Raw genomic sequence first — 18,792 nt, 5'->3', positions numbered from 1 at the left:
AGCACATCCGATTAAAAACGCTGCCCCGCCCCTCCGGATCGAGGAGGGTCGGGGCAGCGGGGGTCAGGCCAGGCGGACCGGAAGGTCGAAGAGGTCGTTCTGGGTGAGGATCGGCTTGTTGCGGAGCTCCGTCGGCGGGACGGCCAGGGTGAGGTCCGGGAAGCGGGCGTAGAGGGCCGGGAGGGCGACCAGGGCCTCCAGGCGGGAGAGGGCCGCGCCGGGGCAGACGTGGGGGCCGTGGCCGAAGGAGATGTGCCGGTTCGGGGTGCGGGTGGCGTCGAACTCGCCCGCCGTCTCGCCGAACTGGGCCTCGTCGCGGCCGAGCGCGCCGAAGGAGACGATCAGGCCCTCGCCCTTGGGCAGGATCCGGTCGCCGACCTCCACGTCCTCGGTGGCGAAGCGGATCAGGACGTGCGAGGTGGGGCTGGACCAGCGCAGGGTCTCCTCGATGACGCTCTCCCAGGAGACCTCGCCCTTCAGGACGAGGTCACGCTGCTCCGGATGGGTCTCCAGGGCGACGACCGCGTTGACGATCAGGCTGATGGTGGTCTCGTGGCCGGCGGCGACGATCAGCTGGAGGGTGTTGGTGATCTCCTCGGTGGTGAGGTGGTCGCCGTCCTCCGAGGCCTCGATGAGGGCGCTGGTGAGGTCGTCGCCCGGGTTCTCGCGCTTGGACTCGACGATGCGGGAGAACAGCGCGCCGAGGTCCGCCATCATCTGCGGCACCTCCTCGGGCAGCGTCTGCGTCGAGAAGAACTTCTCGAACAGGGCCTTCAGGCGCGGGTGTTCCTCGGCGTCGACGCCCATCAGGTCGCTGATGACGTTCATCGGCAGCGGGTACGCGAACTGCGCCTTGAGGTCGACGGTTTCACCGGCCGGCAGCGCGGCCAGCTTGTCCAGCATGCCCGTGGTCAGCGCCTCGATCCCGGCGCGCAGCTTCTCGACCCGGCGCACGGTCAGGGCCTGCGCGACCAGGGTGCGCAGCCGGCGGTGGTCCTCGCCGTCCACGGTGAGCATCGAGCGGCCGGGGTTGGCGAGGCCGATCAGCGGCCAGTCCATCGGGATCTCCCCGCGCTGCCAGGCACCCCACACGTCGATGTCCTTGACGATCCGGGGGTCGGTGAGCAGCTTGCGCGCCTCGGCGTGGTGCGTGACGGCGTACACGGCCACGTCGCCGGGGAGGACCACCTGGACCAGGGGACCCGCGGCGCGCAGCGCGGCGCTCTCGGCGGCGAGGTCGGCGACGAAGGGGTCCAGGACGATGGCCGCGGGGCCGGTGTGGTCGATCGGGCACGTCATCGGTTGGCTCCAAGGGCGGGGGTCGGGGTGTAGGTCACGGGAAGGGCGGTGAGGCCGCGCAGCCAGGGCGAGGGGCGGCGGGCCAGGTCCCCGGCGGGCACGGCGAGGTCCACGTCGGGCAGCCGGTCGAGGAGCACCTCGATGCCGGTGCGCGCGATGACCTCGGCGACCTCCTGGGCGGGGAAGGGACAGCGGTGTTCGCCGTGCCCGAAGGAGAAGAAGGCGTTGTTGCCGCCGGTCAGCTCCCCGGCGTCGGTGCGCACGTGCGGGTCCGCGTTGGCGGCGCCGATGCCGAGCAGGACGAGGTCGCCGCTGCCGATGCGCTGTCCGCCCAGGTGGGTGTCGCGGGAGGTCCAGCGGCCGGCCACGTTCTGGGTGGGGGTGTCCTCCCACAGCACCTCGTTCATGGCCTCGCCGACGCTGTGCCGGCCGCCCGCGAGGGAGGCGGCGAATCGGTCGTCGGTGAGCATGAGGCGCAGGGAGTTGCCGATCCAGTCGGCGGTGGGCTGGTGGCCCGCGGCCATCATGACCATGAGGTCCTGGGCGACCTCCTCCACGGTGAAGCCGGACCGGTTGGCGAGCATCCGGGAGACCACGTCGGCGCCGGGTTCGGCGAGCTTGGCGGAGAGCAGTGCGAACATCGACTCGGCGAGGTGGCGCTGGCCCTCCAGGGCGCCCTCCCGCCCGTTGATCATCTCGTTCATGGCGTGGACGAGGCCGGGGCCCTGCGCGTCGGAGAACCCGTAGAGGCGGGCGAGGACGCGCAGCGGGAGCAGCATGGCGTACTCGCCGACGATGTCGCAGGAGCCCTTGCCGCACAGGTCGTCGATGAGCTCGTCGGCGAACCGCTCGGCGTGCCCCTTGAGTTCGAAGGGGTCGACGGCTTCGAGGGCTTCGGAGATGACGGCGGCCCGCTCCCGGTGGCGCTCGCCGACGGTGTAGAGGATCGAGGGCTGGCGGCGGCCGATCATCGGGAGCAGCGGCCAGTCGGCGGGGATGCGGTCCCACTGGTTCCACAGCTCGGAGTCCCGGGAGAAGAGCACGGGGTCGCTGGTGACCTGGTGCAGTTCGCGGTAGCCGAGGACCAGCCAGGCCGGTACGTCTCCGTCGAGGACGACCGGGGCGACGGCTCCGTGGTCGCGGCGCATCTCCCGGTACAGCTCGGCGGGGTCGGTCTGGAACCGGGGGCCGCCGAGGTAGACGGGCTGGTGCTCGGGGGCGGCGGGGCAGGTCACGGGGTGGGCTCCGGGGTCTGGGACAGGGGGCTCGGCTGGAGGCTCGGCCGGGCGTGCGACAGCGCGGCCGTCTGGAGGTGCTGGACGAGGGAGATCAGGACCTGCTTGCTGGACTCCCGGGAGCGGGCGTCGCAGAACACCAGCGGGATGCCGTCGGGCAGGTCCAGGGCGGCGCGGATCTGCTCCGGGGTGTGCTCGGGGCCGCCGAAGTCGTTGCAGGCCACGACGAAGGGCGTGCCGTGGTGTTCGAGCCGGTCGATGGCGTACCAGGAGTCCGCCAGGCGCCGGGTGTCGACGAGGACCACGGCGCCGAGGGTGCCGGAGAAGAGCCGGTCCCACAGGAACCAGAACCGCTCCTGGCCGGGGGCGCCGAACAGGTAGAGCACGTTGCGGGCGTCGAGGGTGATGCGCCCGAAGTCGAAGGCCACGGTGGTGGCGCTCTTCCCGGCGATCCCCTGGGTGTCGTCCACGGCCTCGCCGGCCTTCGTCATGGTCTCTTCGGTGTTCAGCGGGCGGATCTCGCTGACCGAGCGGACCATCGTGGTCTTGCCGACGCCGAAACCGCCCACGATGACGATCTTCAGCCCGTTGTCGGCCGTACTGCGCAGCGCCTGGCGGGGCCGGGCCGGTTCGGTGGCCCGGTACTCGGTGGCCGGGGTCGGCGACGCGGCTTCGGGGATCGTCGCGTCAGAGATTGCGGAGTCCAACGAGCACCTGCTCCAGGATGTCGGGGTCGGTAAAGCTGTACGCCGAGTTCGCCGTACGCGGGTGCCGGGCGCGGATCCGTCCGGTGGCGAGCAGGTCGGCCAGCAGGATCCGTACGATCGACACCGGCAGTCCGAGCTCGGCCGCGATCTCCACGACGGCCGTCGGGAACTGGCACATCCGCAGGATCGCCGCGTGCTCGGACTGCATGCCGGGCGCCGGATCGCTTTCGGCGACGACCAGGGTGACCAGGTCGAAGACGTCCGAGCCGGAGCGGCTGCGGCCACCGGTGAGGGTGTAGAGCCGGTCCGGCGAATCGTCCCGGCCCGGCCGGGGCCGGCTCATCCCCGGGGCCTGGCGATGAGGTGTTCGCCGAGCTGCTCGACCAGTTCGGACATGTTGTGGCCGACGAGTCCGGCGTCGGCGTCCTCGTTCGCGACGAGCGCGAGGTGCGCACCCTCGCCGGCCTCGACGATGAAGAGGATCCCGCCGTAGAACTCGGTCATGGCCGAGCGGACTCCGCCGGTTCCGTCGCCGAACTCGATGGACGCCCCGTGGGACAGGCTCTGGATGCCGGCGGCGATCGCGGCGAGCTGGTCGGCCTGGTCGACGGAGAGCTCGGGGGTGCGGCACAGCTTGAGGCCGTCGCGGGAGAGCACGAGGGCGTGGCGGGCGCCCGGTGTGCGCTCCAGGAGGCCTTCCAGGAGCCAGTTGAGCGTCTCGTCGGTGGTGAAGCCGGTCATGATCGCGTGTTGCCTTCCGGGTCTGGGGTGTGCGCGGGCTGCTGCTCTTCGCCGGGGGTTCCGGCCGGTGCTGAGCCCGGTGCTGCGGCGCCGCGGACGGCCTGGCGGAAGCTGCCGAACCGCGCGGCCGACCGGGACGCCCCGCCGGGCGCGGAGGCCGTGCCCGCGGCCGGAGCCGTACGGGGATCGGCGGCCGGGCCGTCGGTGCCCTCGGGGTGGGCGGCTGCCAGGGTCCGGCCGCGGCGGCGCTGGGGCAGTCCGCTGTCGCCGAAGTGCGGGTGCTCGCCGGTGGATTCGGACGCGGTGCCGGTGTCGGTACCGGAGCCGGTGTCGGTACCGGAGCCGGTGTCGGTACCGGAGCCGGTGTCGGTACCGGAGCCGGTGTCGGTACCGGAGCCGGTGTCCGCTGCGCCGGGGACCGCGGTCCCGCCGTCCACCGCCGTACGGTCCTGCGCGCGGACGGCGTCTTGCCGAGCGGCGGCGGTGTCGTGCACCGCCGTGTCGTGCCGGGCCTCGGGCTCGGGCCCGGCGGGAGCTTCGGGCGCGGCCGGTGTCTTCGGCGCGACCCGGGCGGACGGCTGCGCCGGGAGGGCGAGCGGCGCGGCGGGGGCGTCGGAGGGCGTCCGGCTGATGAGCTCCTGCGGGAGCATCATCAGCGCGCCCGTACCGCCGCGGGCGGAGGGCCGGAAGGAGACGGTCAGTCCGTGCTTGCGGGCGAGCCGGCCGACGACGGCGAGGCCGAGCCGGGTCCCGGACAGTCCGGCCAGGTCCAGGGAGGCGGCGGTCACGGCCTGTTCGGCACGGCGCAGCTGGACCTCGCTCATGACGAGGCCGCTGTCCTCGACGGTGATGACGATCCCGGACGGCACCTCCTCCACGTAGACGTGGACTTCGGCGGTCGGCGGGGAGAAGTTCGCGGCGTTGTCGAGGAGTTCGGCGAGTGCGTGCATGACGCCCTCGGCCGCGTGCCCGGCTACGGCGGCGTCGCTGGTGGAGTGGAGCCTGACCCGCTGGTAGCCACCGATGCGGCCCATCGCGCCGCGCAGGATCGACTCCATGACGATCGGCTTCGCCCAGCGGCGGCCCGAACGGGCCCCGGTGAGCACGGCGATGGAGTCGGCGAGACGGCCCGCCTGGGCGGTGCGGTGGTCGAGGTGGAGCAGGTCGCCGAGGACGTCCTCGTCGGCGTGCCGGTGCTCCATGTCGCGCAGGTCCGCGAGCATCCCGGTGGCCAGGGCCTGCATCCGCCCGGCGGCGTTGGCGGCCGCGGCCATGGCGGCGGCCCGGCCCGACTCGGCGCGGCGCAGTTCTCCGCCGAGCCGCTCTCGGGAGGCGTTCTGGGCGGCGGCCAGTCCGTCGAGTTCGGCGGCGTGCACGCCCGTCAGGTGTTCCAGCGCGGCGGCGTGGTCACCCGTCAGCCGCTCCAGTACGGCGGCGTGTTCGCCGGTCAGACGGGAGCGTTCGGCGGTGTGCGCGGCCGCGTCACGGGTCGCGTCGGCGATGAGCCGGGCGATGTGCCCGTCACGGGCGACCAGTTCGGTGCTCAGACCGGCGATCCGGGCGCGCTGGACCCGGGAGGTGCGCGCGCACCAGGTCACGGCGAAGGCCGATACCGCGAGCAGCAGGACGCCCGCGCCGGCGAACCAGCCGAGGGCGGTGGCGATGGACGACGGGGCCGCGGCCACCGCCGCCGTGGTGAGCGCGCCACCGGCGACTGCGGTGATCAGCAGGGCCAGCGCGGAGGGGCGAAGGGGGGAGGGCGACGCCGTCATCAATCAAAGCCTCATACCGGGCGTAAATGGAGGAGAAGGTTCCTGGCAACGAGGCATCACTATAGGAGAGTTGTTGATCGCTTTGGGCAGCCCCTGACAAGTTTTCCGCTCAACCGCGACCGGTAAATGTCCTTCTGTGGCGCTTTGGGCAGAAGGGAAATCGCGGGACGGTGACCTGCGGTCCCCCCTCGTCTCGATGGCCGGACGGTGACCGGACGGCGATCGGGCAGCGATCGGGCAGCGACCGCACGGCCGTCGGGCAGCGATCGGGCGGCGACCGGACGGCCATCGGCCCGCCACCGGACGGCGAAACCCGCCCCGGGGGCGCCCTTGCGGGTTGCTGCGTACACGGACCGATCATCACATTGCCGCCCATGACATCCTGTGACGTCACAACTCGCCGGACGGGATCGGCGGACGTCCGGGGAATATGGGGAAGGTCCATGAGGCTCTGCTTCCTGGTGGAGGAGCACTACCGCCACGACGGCATGCCGAACGAGGTGGTCCGGCAACTGAAGGCCTGGGGCCACCGGGTGGAGGTACTGCGGCCCGGTGGATCGCTGCTGCGGATGAGCGAGGCGGTGGATGCCGGCACCCATGACGCCTGGGTCCTGAAGACGGTGTCCGGCGGGCCGGGGCTGACCCTGCTCGAAGCCGCCGCCGCGGCCGGGGCGACCACCGTCAACGACGCCCGCGCGATCCGGGGCGTACGGGACAAGGCGCTGGCCGCCGCCATCGGGCGCGGCCGGGGCCTGCCGCTGCCACCGACCTACGCCGCGGCCCGGCCGGAGCTGCTGGCGCAGATCCCGGCATCGGAGTACCCGCTGGTCGTCAAACCCGCCGACGGCAGCTCGGGACGGGCCGTGCACCTGGTCTCCTCGCCGGAGCGGCTGGCCGCGATGCTCCCCGAACTGGCCGGCGAGGGCATGCTCGTCGCCCAGCCGTACGTCCCGAACTCGGGCACCGACCTCAAGGTGTACGCGGTCGGCGGGGAGCTCTTCGCTACCGAGCGCCGCTCCCCCCTGCATCCGGACACCTCCGTGCCGGAGCGCCTCGTCCCGTTGTCCGCGGAGATCGCGGAGATCGGCGCGCGGGTCGGGGAGGTGTACGGGCTCGACCTGTACGGGGTGGACGTGCTGCTGGGACCCGACGGGCCGGTGGTCGTGGACGTGAACGACTTCCCGAGCTTCCGTCAGGTCCCCGACGCGGCGGCCCGGGTGGCCCGCGCGGTACTGGGCCTCGCGCGGGGCGCCGGCTCGCGGCCCTGCCCCGAGGCCGGGTCCGCCCTCCCCCGCCGGTCCGGGCAGGAGATGTCGATCCCCCTCCAGGCCACCGCGGCCACGGCGGCCACGACCGTGGCGGCTGCCGCCCCCACGGGAGAGCCCGTATGAGGATCGGCCTGATCACGGACAAGCCCGGGCACCCGCTGCTCTCGGCGGCGGCCGGTCTCCTGCGGGCCGGCGGGCACGGGGTGGAGGTGCTGGATCCCGGCTCACCGGACGCGGCCGCGGGAACCCCGGCCGATGTGTACCTCCTCAAGGCGCACACCCCGCCCGGACTGGAACTGGCCCGGCGCCTGGAACGGCTCGGGGCGCCGGTGGTGAACTCCGCCGCGGCGACCACGCTCTGCCAGGACCGCACCCTGATGGCGGAGCTGGCGGTCCGGGCCGGGCTGCCGTTCGCGGGAACCCGTACCGTCGGCGCGCTCGCGCGGTGGGCGGCCGGGGCCTCGCTGGGCTCCCCCGTCGTCGTCAAGAGCCGTCACAGCCGCCGCGAGGACCTCGTGGCCCGGGTCGACGACACCGTGCGCCTCGGGGAGTTGGCGGACGCCTGGCCCGACGAGCCCGTGGTGGTGCAGGACTTCGCCCCGAACAGCGGCTGGGACCACAAGCTCTGGGCGATCGGAGACCGCGTCTTCGCGGCCCTGCGCCGTTCGGAACTCTCCCCCGAAGGCCGCGGCCCGACCCTGCCGCTGCCCCGGCTCCCGCAGGGATGGGCCGATCTGACCCGCCGGGTCGGCGCGCTCTACTCCCTGGACGTCTACGGCGTGGACATCATCGCCACCGCCGACGGCTCCCCCCTGATCGTGGACGTCAACGCCTTCCCCGGCGTCCGCGACCAGCCGGGCGCCCCCGAAGCCCTGGCGGCCCTGGCCCTGAGCCGGGCCAAGAGCTGACACTGCGGCGCCGGGGTGATCCTCGTTCGTCATGGGCGCGTCACGGAACCGCCACAGCGGCGTGCGGCGGGAACCTGCTCGGGTCAGGGAGCCGTGTTCCTGCACGCGAGTGCCGGTGCAGGAACCGGTCGTGAACCTCGGGGAGCACCCAATGCAGTACACAGCAGGCATCGGCCGGACCGCGGCGGCTCTGGCGACGGTTCTGGCGGCCGCGGCTCTGATGACGGGCTGTACGCCGACCGGCGACGGCGGCGAAGCCGCCGGCCCGGCGGCGCCGACCGCGCCCTCGCGGCCGGCCGAGCCCACGGCCACCGGCGGCGACAAGGGCGGAACGACCAGCGGCGGCTCCACGGGCGGCGCGTCACCCTCGGGCAGCGCGTCCTCCTCGGGCGGCTCCTCCTCCGGCGGCACGGGAGGCGAGACGAAGAAGCCCTGCACGGTCGACGACATCAAGGTCTCCGAAGGGCACCAGGCCGACGTCCGCCCGCCGGGCACCGGAACGGGGGCCGCCGTCGTCTCCGTCACCAACACCTCCACGTCTGCCTGCAAGGTGTACGGATACCCGACGGTCGCGGCGGCCGGCAACGGCTCGCCGGAGAAGAACAAGCCCCTGGCCACCACCCACACCGGGCCCGCCGCGGTCAACGTGGTGCTGGCCCCGGGCGCCCGCGCCTGGACGAAGCTCACGTTCGTCCAGGTCCAGGGCGAGGCGGACGGCTACTGCGCGTCCGGCGCGACCCCGGGCTCCTACCCGACGGTGGTCATCGGCGTACTCGGCGCCGGGAAGCACCAGATCGCCATGGACGACGGCGTGTTCGCCTTCTGCGACGACAAGGTAACCGTCACCGCCTGGACCCCCACCAAGCCGTCCTAGGGCGTCGTTTCTTCTGGTGGTTCTCGTGCCGCGCCGTGCAGGATACTGCCGTGGTGCTGTTGACGTGGATTGCTGAGGTGGCGGCCGAGCCCCTGGTCCTGGAGCCGGCTGACCGGCGGGTGGAGCGGGAGGCCAACACCTGGTCGCTGAGTACGGCGGACGAGGACAGGAGTTCGTTGTCCGTCGCCGCGGTGGCGGCTGCCTTCGAGGGGACTGCTGATGCCATCCGGGAACGCATTCGCGATCTGGACTTTCCCGGCGTGGCGACGTTCTACGTGTGGCACGACGAACAGGCCGGGCAGCTTCGGTGCTCGACCGGTTCTGTGCCCCCGGATGCGTTGCCGTTCAGCGGTACCTATGTGGCTTCCGACGACATCGGTCCGGTCGTCGAGGGATTTCTGGCCGACAGCGAGCCAGACGCCATCGCCTGGTCGGACCTGGACGACGTGCAGAGCGCCTCGGTGAAGACCGGGACCGAGCCGGAGATCATGCCGTTCGTTGTCTGGGTCGCCAGTGTCGGGACCTCACGCTGACTGTTCCTGCTCGTCCACGCGGACGTATCACCTCCGTCCGCGTGGACGACCCGCCGGAACAACACCTACAACTCGTCCGGCACCAGCCGCTCAACCAGATCCGTCATGCACGGTTCAACGAACAATCACGCCAAACGAAGCGATGCCTGTCGGACAAAAGCTCTTGGCATGGTTCGCGGAGCCGGAGGATGAGGGCGGGCTCCCTGCGGTTCCTTCGGAATAGCGCGGGGCGAAGCCGCGACCTATCGTGGTGAATGCACACGTCCTCGTCTCATGGACCTCGTGGCCTTCGGGTTCGGCGCCCGTCTTCTCTCCAACGCGGCAAAATGAATCGCTGGAGGACGCCATGTCCCCTTCACCGCCTGCCATCATCGGCCCGGTCTCGAATTGCAGTCGAGTGGTACGGGTCATGGGCCAGACCCCGAGCGCCCGGGTGAGGATCTACACCGAGAACGATCCGGTGCCCATCGGAGATGCGCCGGTCGACTGGGCCGATGGCTTCGTCGCCATCGATCAGTCCCGACTGGTCCCCGGCGGAACCATAAGGGCCACACAGGAAATTGGGGGTCAGGAGAGCCCGCGCTCCCCGGCCGGGGAAGTAGTCGAGGAGTCCGTCAACGGCAATGTGCATCTCCCTGACCCCGTCTACGCATGCGCACAGGCAATTCACCTGACCGGCTGTTCTCCCGGCGCCGATCTACGGGTGTCGCAGGTCGGTATCCTGCTGGGCGAGGGCACGGCGGTCGGTGATGAAGCCACGATCACGTTCCTCCCTCTCAAGAGGGTGAAACCCGGGCTCGGCGTAGAAGTGACCCAGCGAATCTGCTCGGGCTCCTTCCGGTTTCCGACGAGGAGCAGCCCGCCGGTCGACCCGCCCATGCAGAACCAGGGCCTGCGCACGCCCGTCATCGTCGAGCCCCTGCTGGAGTGCACCACGCTGGTCGAAGTGACCGGGCTCGTTCCCGGGGCGACTCTGCGGCTGTTCCGCGACGGCGACCCCGTATTCGACGCGCCCATCGCGCACGAGACAGTCCGGGTCAGGATGCCGAGGCTCGAACTCGGCCAGAAATACAAAGCCCTGCAAGAACTCCCCCTGTGCGGTCTGCGCAGCGGAAGCGCTGGTACCGCCACGGTCGAGAAGCTTCAGTCCCTCAATCCCCCGCGCATCGACGGCCCGCTGTGCGCCGCCCCGCGCAAAGTGGCCCTTGGTCGTCTCATGCCGGGTGCGACTGTGATCCTCCTGGCTGATGACGCCGAGATCGGCCGCTGGGAGGCCGGGGCATCGAGTATGCCGGTGGACGTCGAGATCCCCGCAGGTGCGACGTTGAACGCACGCCAGGAACTCTGCGGCGTGATCAGCCCGACATCCAGGGACTATCGCGCGACCTCGGTCCGCCGCGGGCGGTGGTTCCGGGTGGAGGACGAGAACGGCGGCAATCTCCCTGCCCGGTCCTTCGCCATTCACGCCGCCCTGGTTCACACGGGCAAGATCGTGATCTTCAGCGGGGACCAGCACAACCGGGCGCAGCTCGTGGCGAACCCGCAGGACATCAACCACTGTGAACTCTTCGACTGCGGCACGTTGACCTTGCAGAAGATCGACGCCCCCAGCAGCGACGTCTTCTGCTCAGGGCACGCGTTCGCGCCTGATGGACGGTTGTTGGTGGCCGGTGGCACGGAGAAGTGGCGGGAGGACGCCGCGGCTCCTCATGGGGCACATTTCTCGGGCCTGTCTCATGCCTGGACCTTCGACCCCCTGGCGAAGAACGGCCGGTACTGGCGTAGTGCGGAGAACATGCGGGGCGGAGGCCGGTGGTACCCCACACTGGTCACCCGTCCGAACGGCGACATTCTCGCCCTGTCCGGCCACCCCGAAGAAGCGGACACCGTACGGCACCACAACAACACCATGGAGTCGTGGCGTCGTGGAGACTGGGTAAGGCATGGTGAGACATCCGCCATCGACACCTCGTTCGAGGCACCGTCCTATCTTTATCCGCGCCTGTTCAGCGGTCCGCGGGGTGAGGTGTTCAGCGCCACCCCCATTGCCGCCGAGGGTGGTGTCCCTCCCCACGTACCGCGGAGGAGCGCGAGCTGGCCCGGAACCGGGCTGGACTGGACGCGGAACGGCTCGCCTCCGTCGGGTGGAGGAGGCTGGGGTGCCTACGACGACTTCTACACACCCGCCACGCTGCTCCCGCTCATGGAGGAGGACGGTTTCCGGTTCCAGGTGTTGCGGGCGGGAAACACCGGCGTCGACTCCGGTTGGGTGATCGACCTCGGCACGCCGGCGAATCCCGTGGGCGCTCCGACATGGCAGCGCCTCGGCAACCGCAGTGCCCAGGCCAACGGACGCGCGCGTTTCAACAGCAATCTGGTGCTGCTGCCCAGCGGTGACGTGTTCCTGTGCGGCGGAGTCACGGATGCCGCGGACGACGACAGCGCGGTGACGGCTCCCGAGCTTCTCGTTCGCACCCCTGGTGGTGGTTGGACGTGGGATCCAAGCCCGTTTCGCGAGGCCAGGTTCGCCCGCAATTACCACTCGACCGCGCTGCTCATGCCGGATGGCCGCGTCTTCACGGGTGGCGGGAACATCAATTCGGAACCCGGCGGGGAGGATCGCCGACGCCTCGAACTGGAGATCTACGAGCCGTGGTACGTATGCCGTCCGCGCCCCCGGATCCTCAACGCTCCCAAGTCCATCAGCCCTGGGAGCGAGCTCCGCGTAGATGTCCGCGGGCCTGGCCCGATCACTCGGCTCGCCTTGGTACGGTGCGGCAGCACGACCCACGGCTTCGACTCGGACCAGCGGTACATCGGCCTGAAGCCCGACCCCGGGGGCCCCGGCTTGTACAGCGCGACGATCCCGGACCGGGCCGTCGCCATCCCGGGCTACTACCTGCTCTTCGCGTGCAGGCAGGACGCGGACGGGCTTGTCCCCTCGCAGGGCAACTTCCTGCGCATCGATCCCACCTGAATCATGATCGCGCCTAGTCGTCCCGGACCTGGACCTGGACCTGGACCTGCTCCACGGACAGGCCCCGCCGGGCGGAGACGGGCCGGGGGCCCGGGGGCGTGCGTCAGAGGGGGTTCAGGCGGGTGCGCAGGAGGCAGAACTCGTTGCCTTCCGGGTCGGCCAGGGTGTGCCAGCTCTCGGCGCCGGTCTGGCCGACGTCGGCCGGGCGGGCGCCGAGGGCGAGCAGCCGCTCCAGCTCTGCGTCCTGGTCCCGGTCGACGGGATTGACGTCGATGTGCAGGCGGAGCTTCCCCCGCCGCGGGTCGTTGCTCGGGCTGAGGACGAGGGTGGGCTGCGGACCTCCGAAGCCGGCGACGGCCGGCCCGATCTCGATGCTCCCGTCGTCCTCCCGGGAGAGCTCCACATAGCCGAGGGCCTCGCTCCAGAACGCGGCGAGGCGCTCGGGGTCGGCGCAGTCGATGACCAGCTCACTGATGCGGCTTACCATGCCCGCCAGTGTACGGAGACGACCCGGGCACCGGTCCGGAAGCAGGACCGGGAGCCGGGCCGCGAGCCGGTCCCGGCGCCGGTCGCGGGCCCGGTCCGGCTACTTGATGACCTCGACCTTCTTGTCGCCCGCGGCCGCGTACGCCGAAGCGCTCGCGCCCAGGGCGGTGACCGTGAGGGCGAGCAGGACGGATACGGCGGCGGCCGCGGCGCGCTTGCGGGTCGTCTTGCGGGTCATGGGCTCCCCCTGATGGTGTGTGGTGGTCGTCCCGGCAGCTTCGCATCCGGGCCCGGGGCCGACAAGTGAGCCCGGGTCGGACGGATCAGGCGAGTGGAGGCGGTCGGCGTGCGCGCGGTGCTGTTCGAGCGGTACGGGGAGCCCGCCGAGGTGCGGAACGTGGCCGATCCGGTGCCGGCCACCGGTGGGGTGGTCGTACGGGTCGAGGCGACGGGGCTGTGCCGCAGCGACTGGCACGGGTGGATGGGGCACGATCCGGACATCACGCTCCCGCACGTGCCCGGCCACGAACTGGCCGGTGTGGTCGAGGCGGTGGGATCGGGAGTCGCCAACTGGCGCACCGGGGACCGGGTGACGGTGCCGTTCGTCTGCGCGTGCGGAAGCTGCTCCGAGTGCGCCGCAGGGCAGCACCAGGTGTGCGCCCGGCAGACGCAGCCCGGCTTCACGCACTGGGGCTCCTTCGCCGAGTACGTGGCCCTGGAGCATGCCGACGTCAACTTGGTGGCGGTGCCCGAGGAGCTCTCGTACGACACCGCGGCCGGGCTGGGCTGCCGGTTCGCGACGGCCTTCCGGGCCGTCGTCGCGCAGGGGCGGGTGGCGCCGGGCGAGTGGGTCGCCGTACACGGCTGTGGCGGGGTGGGGCTGTCGGCCGTGATGATCGCGGTGGCGGCGGGAGCGCGGGTGGTGGCCGTGGACACCGCGTCGGCGGCCCTGGAACTGGCCCGGGTCTTCGGAGCCGCGCACTGCGTGGATCCGGGTCGGGACGACGCGGCCGAGGCCGTACGGGAGTACACGCGCGGCGGTGCGCACCTGTCGCTGGACGCGCTGGGTTCCGCCGTCACGGCCGCGGCCTCGGTGACCGGGCTGCGCCGGCGCGGGCGGCACGTACAGGTCGGGCTGCTGCCCGCGGCGCGGGGGGCCGTGGCGCTGCCGATGGAGCGGGTCATCGGGTGGGAGCTGGAGATCCTCGGCAGCCACGGCATGGCCGCGCACGCCTACCCGCCGATGATGGAACTGGTCCGCTCCGGGGCGCTGCGGCCGGACCTGCTGGTCACCTCCACGATCCCCCTGGACGGGGCGCCGGCCGCGCTGGCGGCGATGGGCACCGCACCGGGACCCGGAATCACGATCATCCGGCCGGGGGCCGACGCGCGGAACTGAGCCGGGCGGCCGGGCCGCCGGCCAGCGGAGCCGCCGGGCTGCTGGTCGCGAGGGGCTTGTGGTGCGGGGAGGGCATGGCTACATTCCTTGATTACACGTGTAAGCACGAGATGTGGCCACTCTGAACCCGCCACACCCCCTGTACCCCCATTCCTCCCCACCCGCTCGTCCCCCTCGTCTCCCCTCTTTCTCCACCCGCCGCGAGAGGCAGCACAGCCATGTCCACGATCCCCGTCGACCCACCCCTCGAAGCCGTCGCACCCGCGTCCGCGACGGACCGAGGCAGCCGCCGCACCGGCACCCTCGGCCTCGGAATCACCCTGCTCGGATCCGCCGCCGCGCTCGGGCTCATCGTACGGAGGGACGTCACGCAGCCGCCCTTCCAGGCCTTCGACGACCGCTGGCTGTCCTGGATGGGCGGGCCGCACGAGGGCTTCCCCTCCGTGGTCGCCACGCTGCTGAACTGGTTCGGGGGACCGCTGGGCGCCGTCGTCCCGCTCGCCCTGCTGGTCTTCCTGCTCGTCCGGCGGCGCTGGGTGTCGGCGGGATTCCTCTTCGGCGTCTACATGGCCGGAAACATGCTCGTCGTGCAGGGCCTCAAGCACCTGGTGGACCGGCCGCGCCCGGAGAACCCGCTGGTCCGGGTCGACCACGGCTCCTTCCCCTCCGGGCACGCGGCCGGGGCGGCGCTCCTGGTCGTCATCGTCGGCGCACTCCTCGTGCCGGCCGCCCGGCGCCGGGCGTGGTGGATCGGCGGCGTGGTGTTCACGGTGGCCATGATGTGGAGCCGTACCTGGCTGCACGCGCACTGGCTCAGCGACACCGCCGCCGGGGCCGCGGCCGGCGCCGGAGCCGGGCTGGTCGCCTGGTGGCTCTGTGCCCCGGCACTGGCCCGGGAAACCGTACGGGTCACCGCGCCTGCGCGCACCCGACGACGGTCGGCGGAAGCGGAATCCCCCGCCCCCTGACGGTCGGAGCCGCGCCCGTTACACGTGTGGGCCCACCGCCCCGGCGGTCGTCCGGCCGCGGCGCAGCCGCAGCGCGGTCAGGACGGCCGTCAGGGCCACCGCGACGAGCACGCCCCCGAGCGTGAGGATCCAGACCGGGACGCCGCCCGCGGTGAGCAGTTCGTCGCGTAGGCCGGGCTGACGAGGGACCCGAGCTGGGTCGCGAGCAGCGCGAACAGCAGGATTCCGATCCTCCGCCTGATCCACCCGGCCACTCGTGCCCCTGTGGTCCGCACCCTTGCGGCCGCCACCCCTACGATCCCCACCCCTGCCGTCCCCACCGTCTCCCCCACACCCCTCGCTCAGCCGTCCGCGGGCCCGTGCACACGCGGGCCCCTTCCCCTGCGGGCCCGTCGGCCCCGGGTCTCAGACGGGCGGAGCCGCGATCCGGTTCCGGTCATCCCTGCGTCACCTTCCGGTCACCTCCTCCTGCCACGCTGCGGGCACCCCAGAGTTGTATATACAACTTTTCCGAGCATGGCAGGAGCCACGATGTCCGTCCCGGCGATCACCCGCCCGCCCGCGCCCTGGTTGCGCGACAACTGCCCCTGCGCCCAGTGCCGTGACCCGCGCACCGGCCAGAAGCTGTTCCAGATCACCGAGCTGCCCGCCGGTCTGGCCGTCGGCTCGGTGCGCGAAGCGCCGGCCGCCGACGGCGGGCCGGGCTGGGAGGTGGTGTGGCAGCCGGACGGCCACCGCTCCCTGTACCCGGCCCGGTGGCTCGACGCCCACGCCCCGGACGGTCCGGCGTACCGCGCGGCCGGGGACGGGCGGACCGAGGCGGACAAGGAGCTGTGGGCGGCGCGGGACCTGGACGGGCGGATCCCGCAGGCCGGCTGGGACGCGTACATCAGCTCCCGCGAGGTCCGCGAGCAGGTCCTCGACGGCGTGGTCCGGCTGGGCTTCGCCCTCCTGCGGGAGGTGCCGTGCCGGGACCGGATGGTGCTGGACGTGGCCCGCACCTTCGGCTTCGTCCGCGAGACCAACTACGGGGAGCTCTTCGAGGTCCGCGTGGAGGCCGACCCCAACAACCTCGCGTTCACCGGCGCGTTGATCACCCCGCACACCGACAACCCCTACCGGGATCCCGTACCGACCCTGCAACTGCTGCACTGTCTGCGCAACGAGGCCCGGGGCGGCGACTCCGGGCTGGTCGACGGCTTCCACGCCGCCGCGCTGCTGCGCGAGCGGGAACCGGCGGCCTTCGAGGTGCTGACCCGTGTACCGGTGGAGTTCGCCTTCGCCGACGCGCACTGCGAACTGCGGGCCCACCGGCCGCTGATCGACGTGGACCCGCTCGGCCGGATCCGCGAGGTCCGCTTCAACAACCGCTCCATCTCCACGCTGCACCAGCCCGCCGCCGTACTGGAGGAGTTCTACGCGGCCTACCGGCTCTTCGGGGAGCTGCTGGAACGGCCCGAGCTCCGGCTCGACTTCCGGCTCACGCCCGGGGACTGCGTGGTCTTCGACAACACCCGCCTGCTGCACGCCCGTACCGCCTTCGCCGAATCGGGGGGACGCCACCTCCAGGGGACGTACGCCGATCTCGACGGGCTGCTCTCCACCCTCGCCGTCCTGCGCCGCGAAGGAGCCTCCGCGTGAACGCCCACGACACCACGGACTCCGCCGGCTCCGCTGACTCGCCCGGCCCCTCCGGCCCCTCCGGCCCCTCCGGCGCCATCGCCGCGCTCGCCCGCCTCTTCGAGGGCGAGGGCAGCGCCGAGTACTTCGGCGAGGCCGTCACCCAGGCCGGGCACATGCTCCAGGCCGGGGCCCTCGCCGAGGCCGCCGGGGCCCCCGCGCACCTGGTGGCGGCCGCGCTGCTGCACGACATCGGGCACTTCCACGGAACCGTGACCGGCCGCGACCTGATGGAGGGCGGGCGGGACAACCGGCACAGCCACACCGGGGCCGACTGGCTGGCCCGGTGGTTCGGGCCGGAGGTGACGGAGCCGGTCCGGCTGCACGTGGCCGCCAAGCGCTACCTGTGCACGGCCGAGCCGGGCTACTTCGACCTGCTCTCCGAGGCCTCCGTGCACACCCTGCGCGTCCAGGGCGGCCCGATGACCGCCGAGCAGGCGGCTGCGTTCGAGGCGCTCCCGGGGGCGGCCGACGCGGTGGCCGTGCGGCGCTGGGACGAGCAGGCCAAGGACCCCGAGCTGGCCACGCCCGGCTTCGACCACTTCCGGCCGCTCCTGGAGGCCCTGCTGATCGAGAACGCCTGATCAGGGGGTGAGCAGGCGGCCGAGCGCGCCGGCGGCCGTGGTGTGCACGGTGAAGGCCACCGTCCCCGGCAGGTAGCGGTCCTGCGACCACTCCACCGGGAGCCCCGCCGGGTCGGTGGAACGGCGCCGCTCGCGCAGCAGGGCCTCGCCCCGCGGACAGCCCAGCAGCCGTGCGTCGTCGGCGTCGGCGGCCGCGATGTCGATGGTGTGGTGGGCGTCGGCGAAGAGGACTCCGTGCCGGGCGAGTTGCTCGGAGTACGAGACCGTGTCCGGCGGCATGGCCGCGACCAGGGCTCCGACCGGCTCCGGGTAGGTCGTGCGCTCCACCATCACGGGGGTCCCGGACAGGGTGCGCAGCCGCAGCACGCGGTACACGGGGGCGCCCGCGTCGATCCGCAGCTGCTCCGCCTCCTCCGCGCCGGCCTCGCCCCGGTCCACGGCGACGGTCCGCCCGCCGGGGTCCTCGCCGAGGGAGCGGGCCCACCGGGTGAAGCTACGGAGCTCCGCGACTCCCCCGGCCTCCCCCGCGCCGCCGCCGAGGACGACCCGGCGGGTGCCGCGCCGCGAGGTGATCAGCCCGTCGGTCCGCAGCGCGGCGAGGGCCTGGCGCACCGTACCCCTGGAGACTCCGTAGCGGCGGGCGAGTTCGTCCTCCGCCGGCAGTCGCGCGCCGGACCCGTACTCGCCCGCGCTGATGGCGGCCCGCAGGTCGCCCGCGACCTTCAGGTAGAGCGGTGTCCTGGGTGCCGGGTCGCGCGGTGCCTCGTTCACGGGGTCAGCCTGTCATGGCCCGCGCGGGGCGAAAGGCCCGGGAGGCCGGGACGTTTCACCCGGTATTGAGACGATGCCCGTCGTCTAAATTCGAAGCGTGACCGGAAGGACCGGTGGCCGTGGCCCGGCCCGCGCGGCCCGGCCCGCGCGGCGCGAGCCGCGCACCAACGCGCAGAGGAACCACCCATGTTCGGCATGACCATCGACACCACCCCCGACTCCACCAGCGGCGGCCCGGTGCTGCGCCTCGACCCCGCGGGCGGTCCGTTCCGCGCACTCGCCGCCGTCCGGATCCAGGTGCCGGCCGGCGGGACGATCCCGGCCCACGGGCACGGGGCGTCCGAACTGCTGCTGACGGGCGTCGCCGGAACGGTGGAGGCCTCGTGCGGGTGCGGCGGCAGGACGGTGACGGCGGGCACCTTCGCGATGCTGCCGGCCGGCAAGGAGATCACCCTGGTCAACCACGACACGGAGCCGGCGACGGTCCTGGCGGTGTTCTCGCAGAGCGAGTTCACCGAGGGGCTGCCGCGGGCCGCGGCGAAGGGCTGCGGCTGCCAGGGGCACGGCGGCTGATCCCCCGAACCCCTACG

19 protein-coding genes are annotated in these 18,792 nt (G+C 72.4%); 10 read left to right on the top strand and 9 right to left on the bottom strand.

Translation table 11 applies throughout. The annotated features are described in order from the left end of the window. Positions 1–63: 63 nt before the first annotated feature. The 6 genes from AC3IX6_RS37415 to AC3IX6_RS37390 are packed head-to-tail and all read right to left on the bottom strand — an operon-like array spanning position 64 to position 5,754. Positions 64–1,299, bottom strand: a complete 1,236-nt coding sequence (locus tag AC3IX6_RS37415; RefSeq protein ID WP_489367757.1) for a cytochrome P450 family protein — start codon at positions 1,297–1,299, stop codon at positions 64–66. Continuing rightward, the gene (locus tag AC3IX6_RS37410) at positions 1,296–2,534 is read right to left on the bottom strand and encodes a cytochrome P450 (protein WP_489367756.1); all 1,239 of its coding nucleotides are present in this window, start codon (positions 2,532–2,534) and stop codon (positions 1,296–1,298) included. Before AC3IX6_RS37410 ends, AC3IX6_RS37415 begins: the two co-directional genes overlap by 4 nt. Next, on the bottom strand, positions 2,531–3,241 hold the full coding sequence (locus AC3IX6_RS37405) for a GTP-binding protein (protein WP_489367755.1): 711 nt from the start codon (positions 3,239–3,241) through the stop codon (positions 2,531–2,533). The genes AC3IX6_RS37410 and AC3IX6_RS37405 overlap by 4 nt, the downstream gene beginning before the upstream one ends. After that, on the bottom strand, positions 3,222–3,584 hold the full coding sequence (locus AC3IX6_RS37400) for a DUF742 domain-containing protein (protein WP_274546642.1): 363 nt from the start codon (positions 3,582–3,584) through the stop codon (positions 3,222–3,224). The genes AC3IX6_RS37405 and AC3IX6_RS37400 overlap by 20 nt, the downstream gene beginning before the upstream one ends. Beyond that, positions 3,581–3,982: a roadblock/LC7 domain-containing protein gene (locus AC3IX6_RS37395; RefSeq protein ID WP_243333037.1), complete on the bottom strand. Its 402-nt coding sequence runs from the start codon at positions 3,980–3,982 to the stop codon at positions 3,581–3,583. The genes AC3IX6_RS37400 and AC3IX6_RS37395 overlap by 4 nt, the downstream gene beginning before the upstream one ends. Then, a complete protein-coding gene (locus AC3IX6_RS37390) occupies positions 3,979–5,754 on the bottom strand; it encodes a sensor histidine kinase (protein ID WP_489367754.1) in 1,776 nt (591 codons plus the stop codon). The genes AC3IX6_RS37395 and AC3IX6_RS37390 overlap by 4 nt, the downstream gene beginning before the upstream one ends. 443 nt (positions 5,755–6,197) lie before the next feature. Between AC3IX6_RS37390 and AC3IX6_RS37385 the strand changes: the two genes are divergently transcribed. From AC3IX6_RS37385 to AC3IX6_RS37365, 5 genes are all read left to right on the top strand, one after another. Further along, on the top strand, positions 6,198–7,145 hold the full coding sequence (locus AC3IX6_RS37385; RefSeq protein WP_489367753.1) for an ATP-grasp domain-containing protein: 948 nt from the start codon (positions 6,198–6,200) through the stop codon (positions 7,143–7,145). Further along, entirely contained in the window at positions 7,142–7,930 is a 789-nt protein-coding gene (locus tag AC3IX6_RS37380) for an ATP-grasp domain-containing protein (protein ID WP_489367752.1), read from the top strand. The genes AC3IX6_RS37385 and AC3IX6_RS37380 overlap by 4 nt, the downstream gene beginning before the upstream one ends. A 151-nt stretch (positions 7,931–8,081) precedes the next feature. Beyond that, entirely contained in the window at positions 8,082–8,804 is a 723-nt protein-coding gene (locus tag AC3IX6_RS37375; RefSeq protein ID WP_489367751.1) for a DUF4232 domain-containing protein, read from the top strand. A gap of 50 nt (positions 8,805–8,854) precedes the next feature. Continuing rightward, on the top strand, positions 8,855–9,337 hold the full coding sequence (locus AC3IX6_RS37370; protein ID WP_489367750.1) for a hypothetical protein: 483 nt from the start codon (positions 8,855–8,857) through the stop codon (positions 9,335–9,337). Positions 9,338–9,746: 409 nt separating this feature from the next. Continuing rightward, positions 9,747–12,314 (top strand): galactose oxidase early set domain-containing protein, encoded by a 2,568-nt coding sequence (locus tag AC3IX6_RS37365; protein ID WP_489367749.1) that lies wholly within the window; start codon positions 9,747–9,749, stop codon positions 12,312–12,314. 103 nt (positions 12,315–12,417) lie between these two features. Here AC3IX6_RS37365 and AC3IX6_RS37360 read toward each other — a convergent pair whose 3' ends face one another. Both AC3IX6_RS37360 and AC3IX6_RS37355 read right to left on the bottom strand, forming a co-directional pair. Next, positions 12,418–12,801, bottom strand: a complete 384-nt coding sequence (locus AC3IX6_RS37360) for a VOC family protein (RefSeq protein ID WP_489367748.1) — start codon at positions 12,799–12,801, stop codon at positions 12,418–12,420. A 99-nt stretch (positions 12,802–12,900) separates the two neighbouring features. Then, positions 12,901–13,038 (bottom strand): hypothetical protein, encoded by a 138-nt coding sequence (locus AC3IX6_RS37355; protein WP_489367747.1) that lies wholly within the window; start codon positions 13,036–13,038, stop codon positions 12,901–12,903. 108 nt (positions 13,039–13,146) lie between these two features. Between AC3IX6_RS37355 and AC3IX6_RS37350 the strand changes: the two genes are divergently transcribed. The 4 genes from AC3IX6_RS37350 (at position 13,147) to AC3IX6_RS37335 (ending at position 17,431) form a co-directional block, all read left to right on the top strand. Further along, positions 13,147–14,199, top strand: a complete 1,053-nt coding sequence (locus tag AC3IX6_RS37350) for a zinc-dependent alcohol dehydrogenase family protein (RefSeq protein ID WP_489367746.1) — start codon at positions 13,147–13,149, stop codon at positions 14,197–14,199. A gap of 218 nt (positions 14,200–14,417) precedes the next feature. Beyond that, positions 14,418–15,167 carry a phosphatase PAP2 family protein gene (locus AC3IX6_RS37345; RefSeq protein ID WP_489367745.1) on the top strand — a complete coding sequence of 250 codons (750 nt, stop codon included), beginning with the start codon at positions 14,418–14,420 and terminating at the stop codon, positions 15,165–15,167. A 516-nt stretch (positions 15,168–15,683) separates the two neighbouring features. Further along, on the top strand, positions 15,684–16,808 hold the full coding sequence (tmpA, locus tag AC3IX6_RS37340) for a 2-trimethylaminoethylphosphonate dioxygenase (protein ID WP_489367744.1): 1,125 nt from the start codon (positions 15,684–15,686) through the stop codon (positions 16,806–16,808). Next, complete coding sequence (locus AC3IX6_RS37335; RefSeq protein WP_489367742.1) at positions 16,805–17,431, top strand: phosphonate degradation HD-domain oxygenase; 627 nt, start codon at positions 16,805–16,807, stop codon at positions 17,429–17,431. Before tmpA ends, AC3IX6_RS37335 begins: the two co-directional genes overlap by 4 nt. On the opposite strand, the gene AC3IX6_RS37330 is transcribed toward AC3IX6_RS37335, so the two are convergent. Continuing rightward, a complete protein-coding gene (locus AC3IX6_RS37330) occupies positions 17,432–18,202 on the bottom strand; it encodes a GntR family transcriptional regulator (RefSeq protein WP_489367741.1) in 771 nt (256 codons plus the stop codon). It lies immediately after the preceding gene. 186 nt (positions 18,203–18,388) lie between these two features. On the opposite strand from AC3IX6_RS37330, the gene AC3IX6_RS37325 reads away from it, so the two are divergent. Then, on the top strand, positions 18,389–18,775 hold the full coding sequence (locus AC3IX6_RS37325; RefSeq protein WP_489367740.1) for a cupin domain-containing protein: 387 nt from the start codon (positions 18,389–18,391) through the stop codon (positions 18,773–18,775). Positions 18,776–18,792: the final 17 nt, after the last annotated feature.

The sequence above is a fragment of the Streptomyces sp. GL_141 genome (assembly GCF_057834385.1).
Note: the sequence above shows the minus strand (reverse complement) of the source record. Positions and strands in the feature narration are given on the sequence as shown.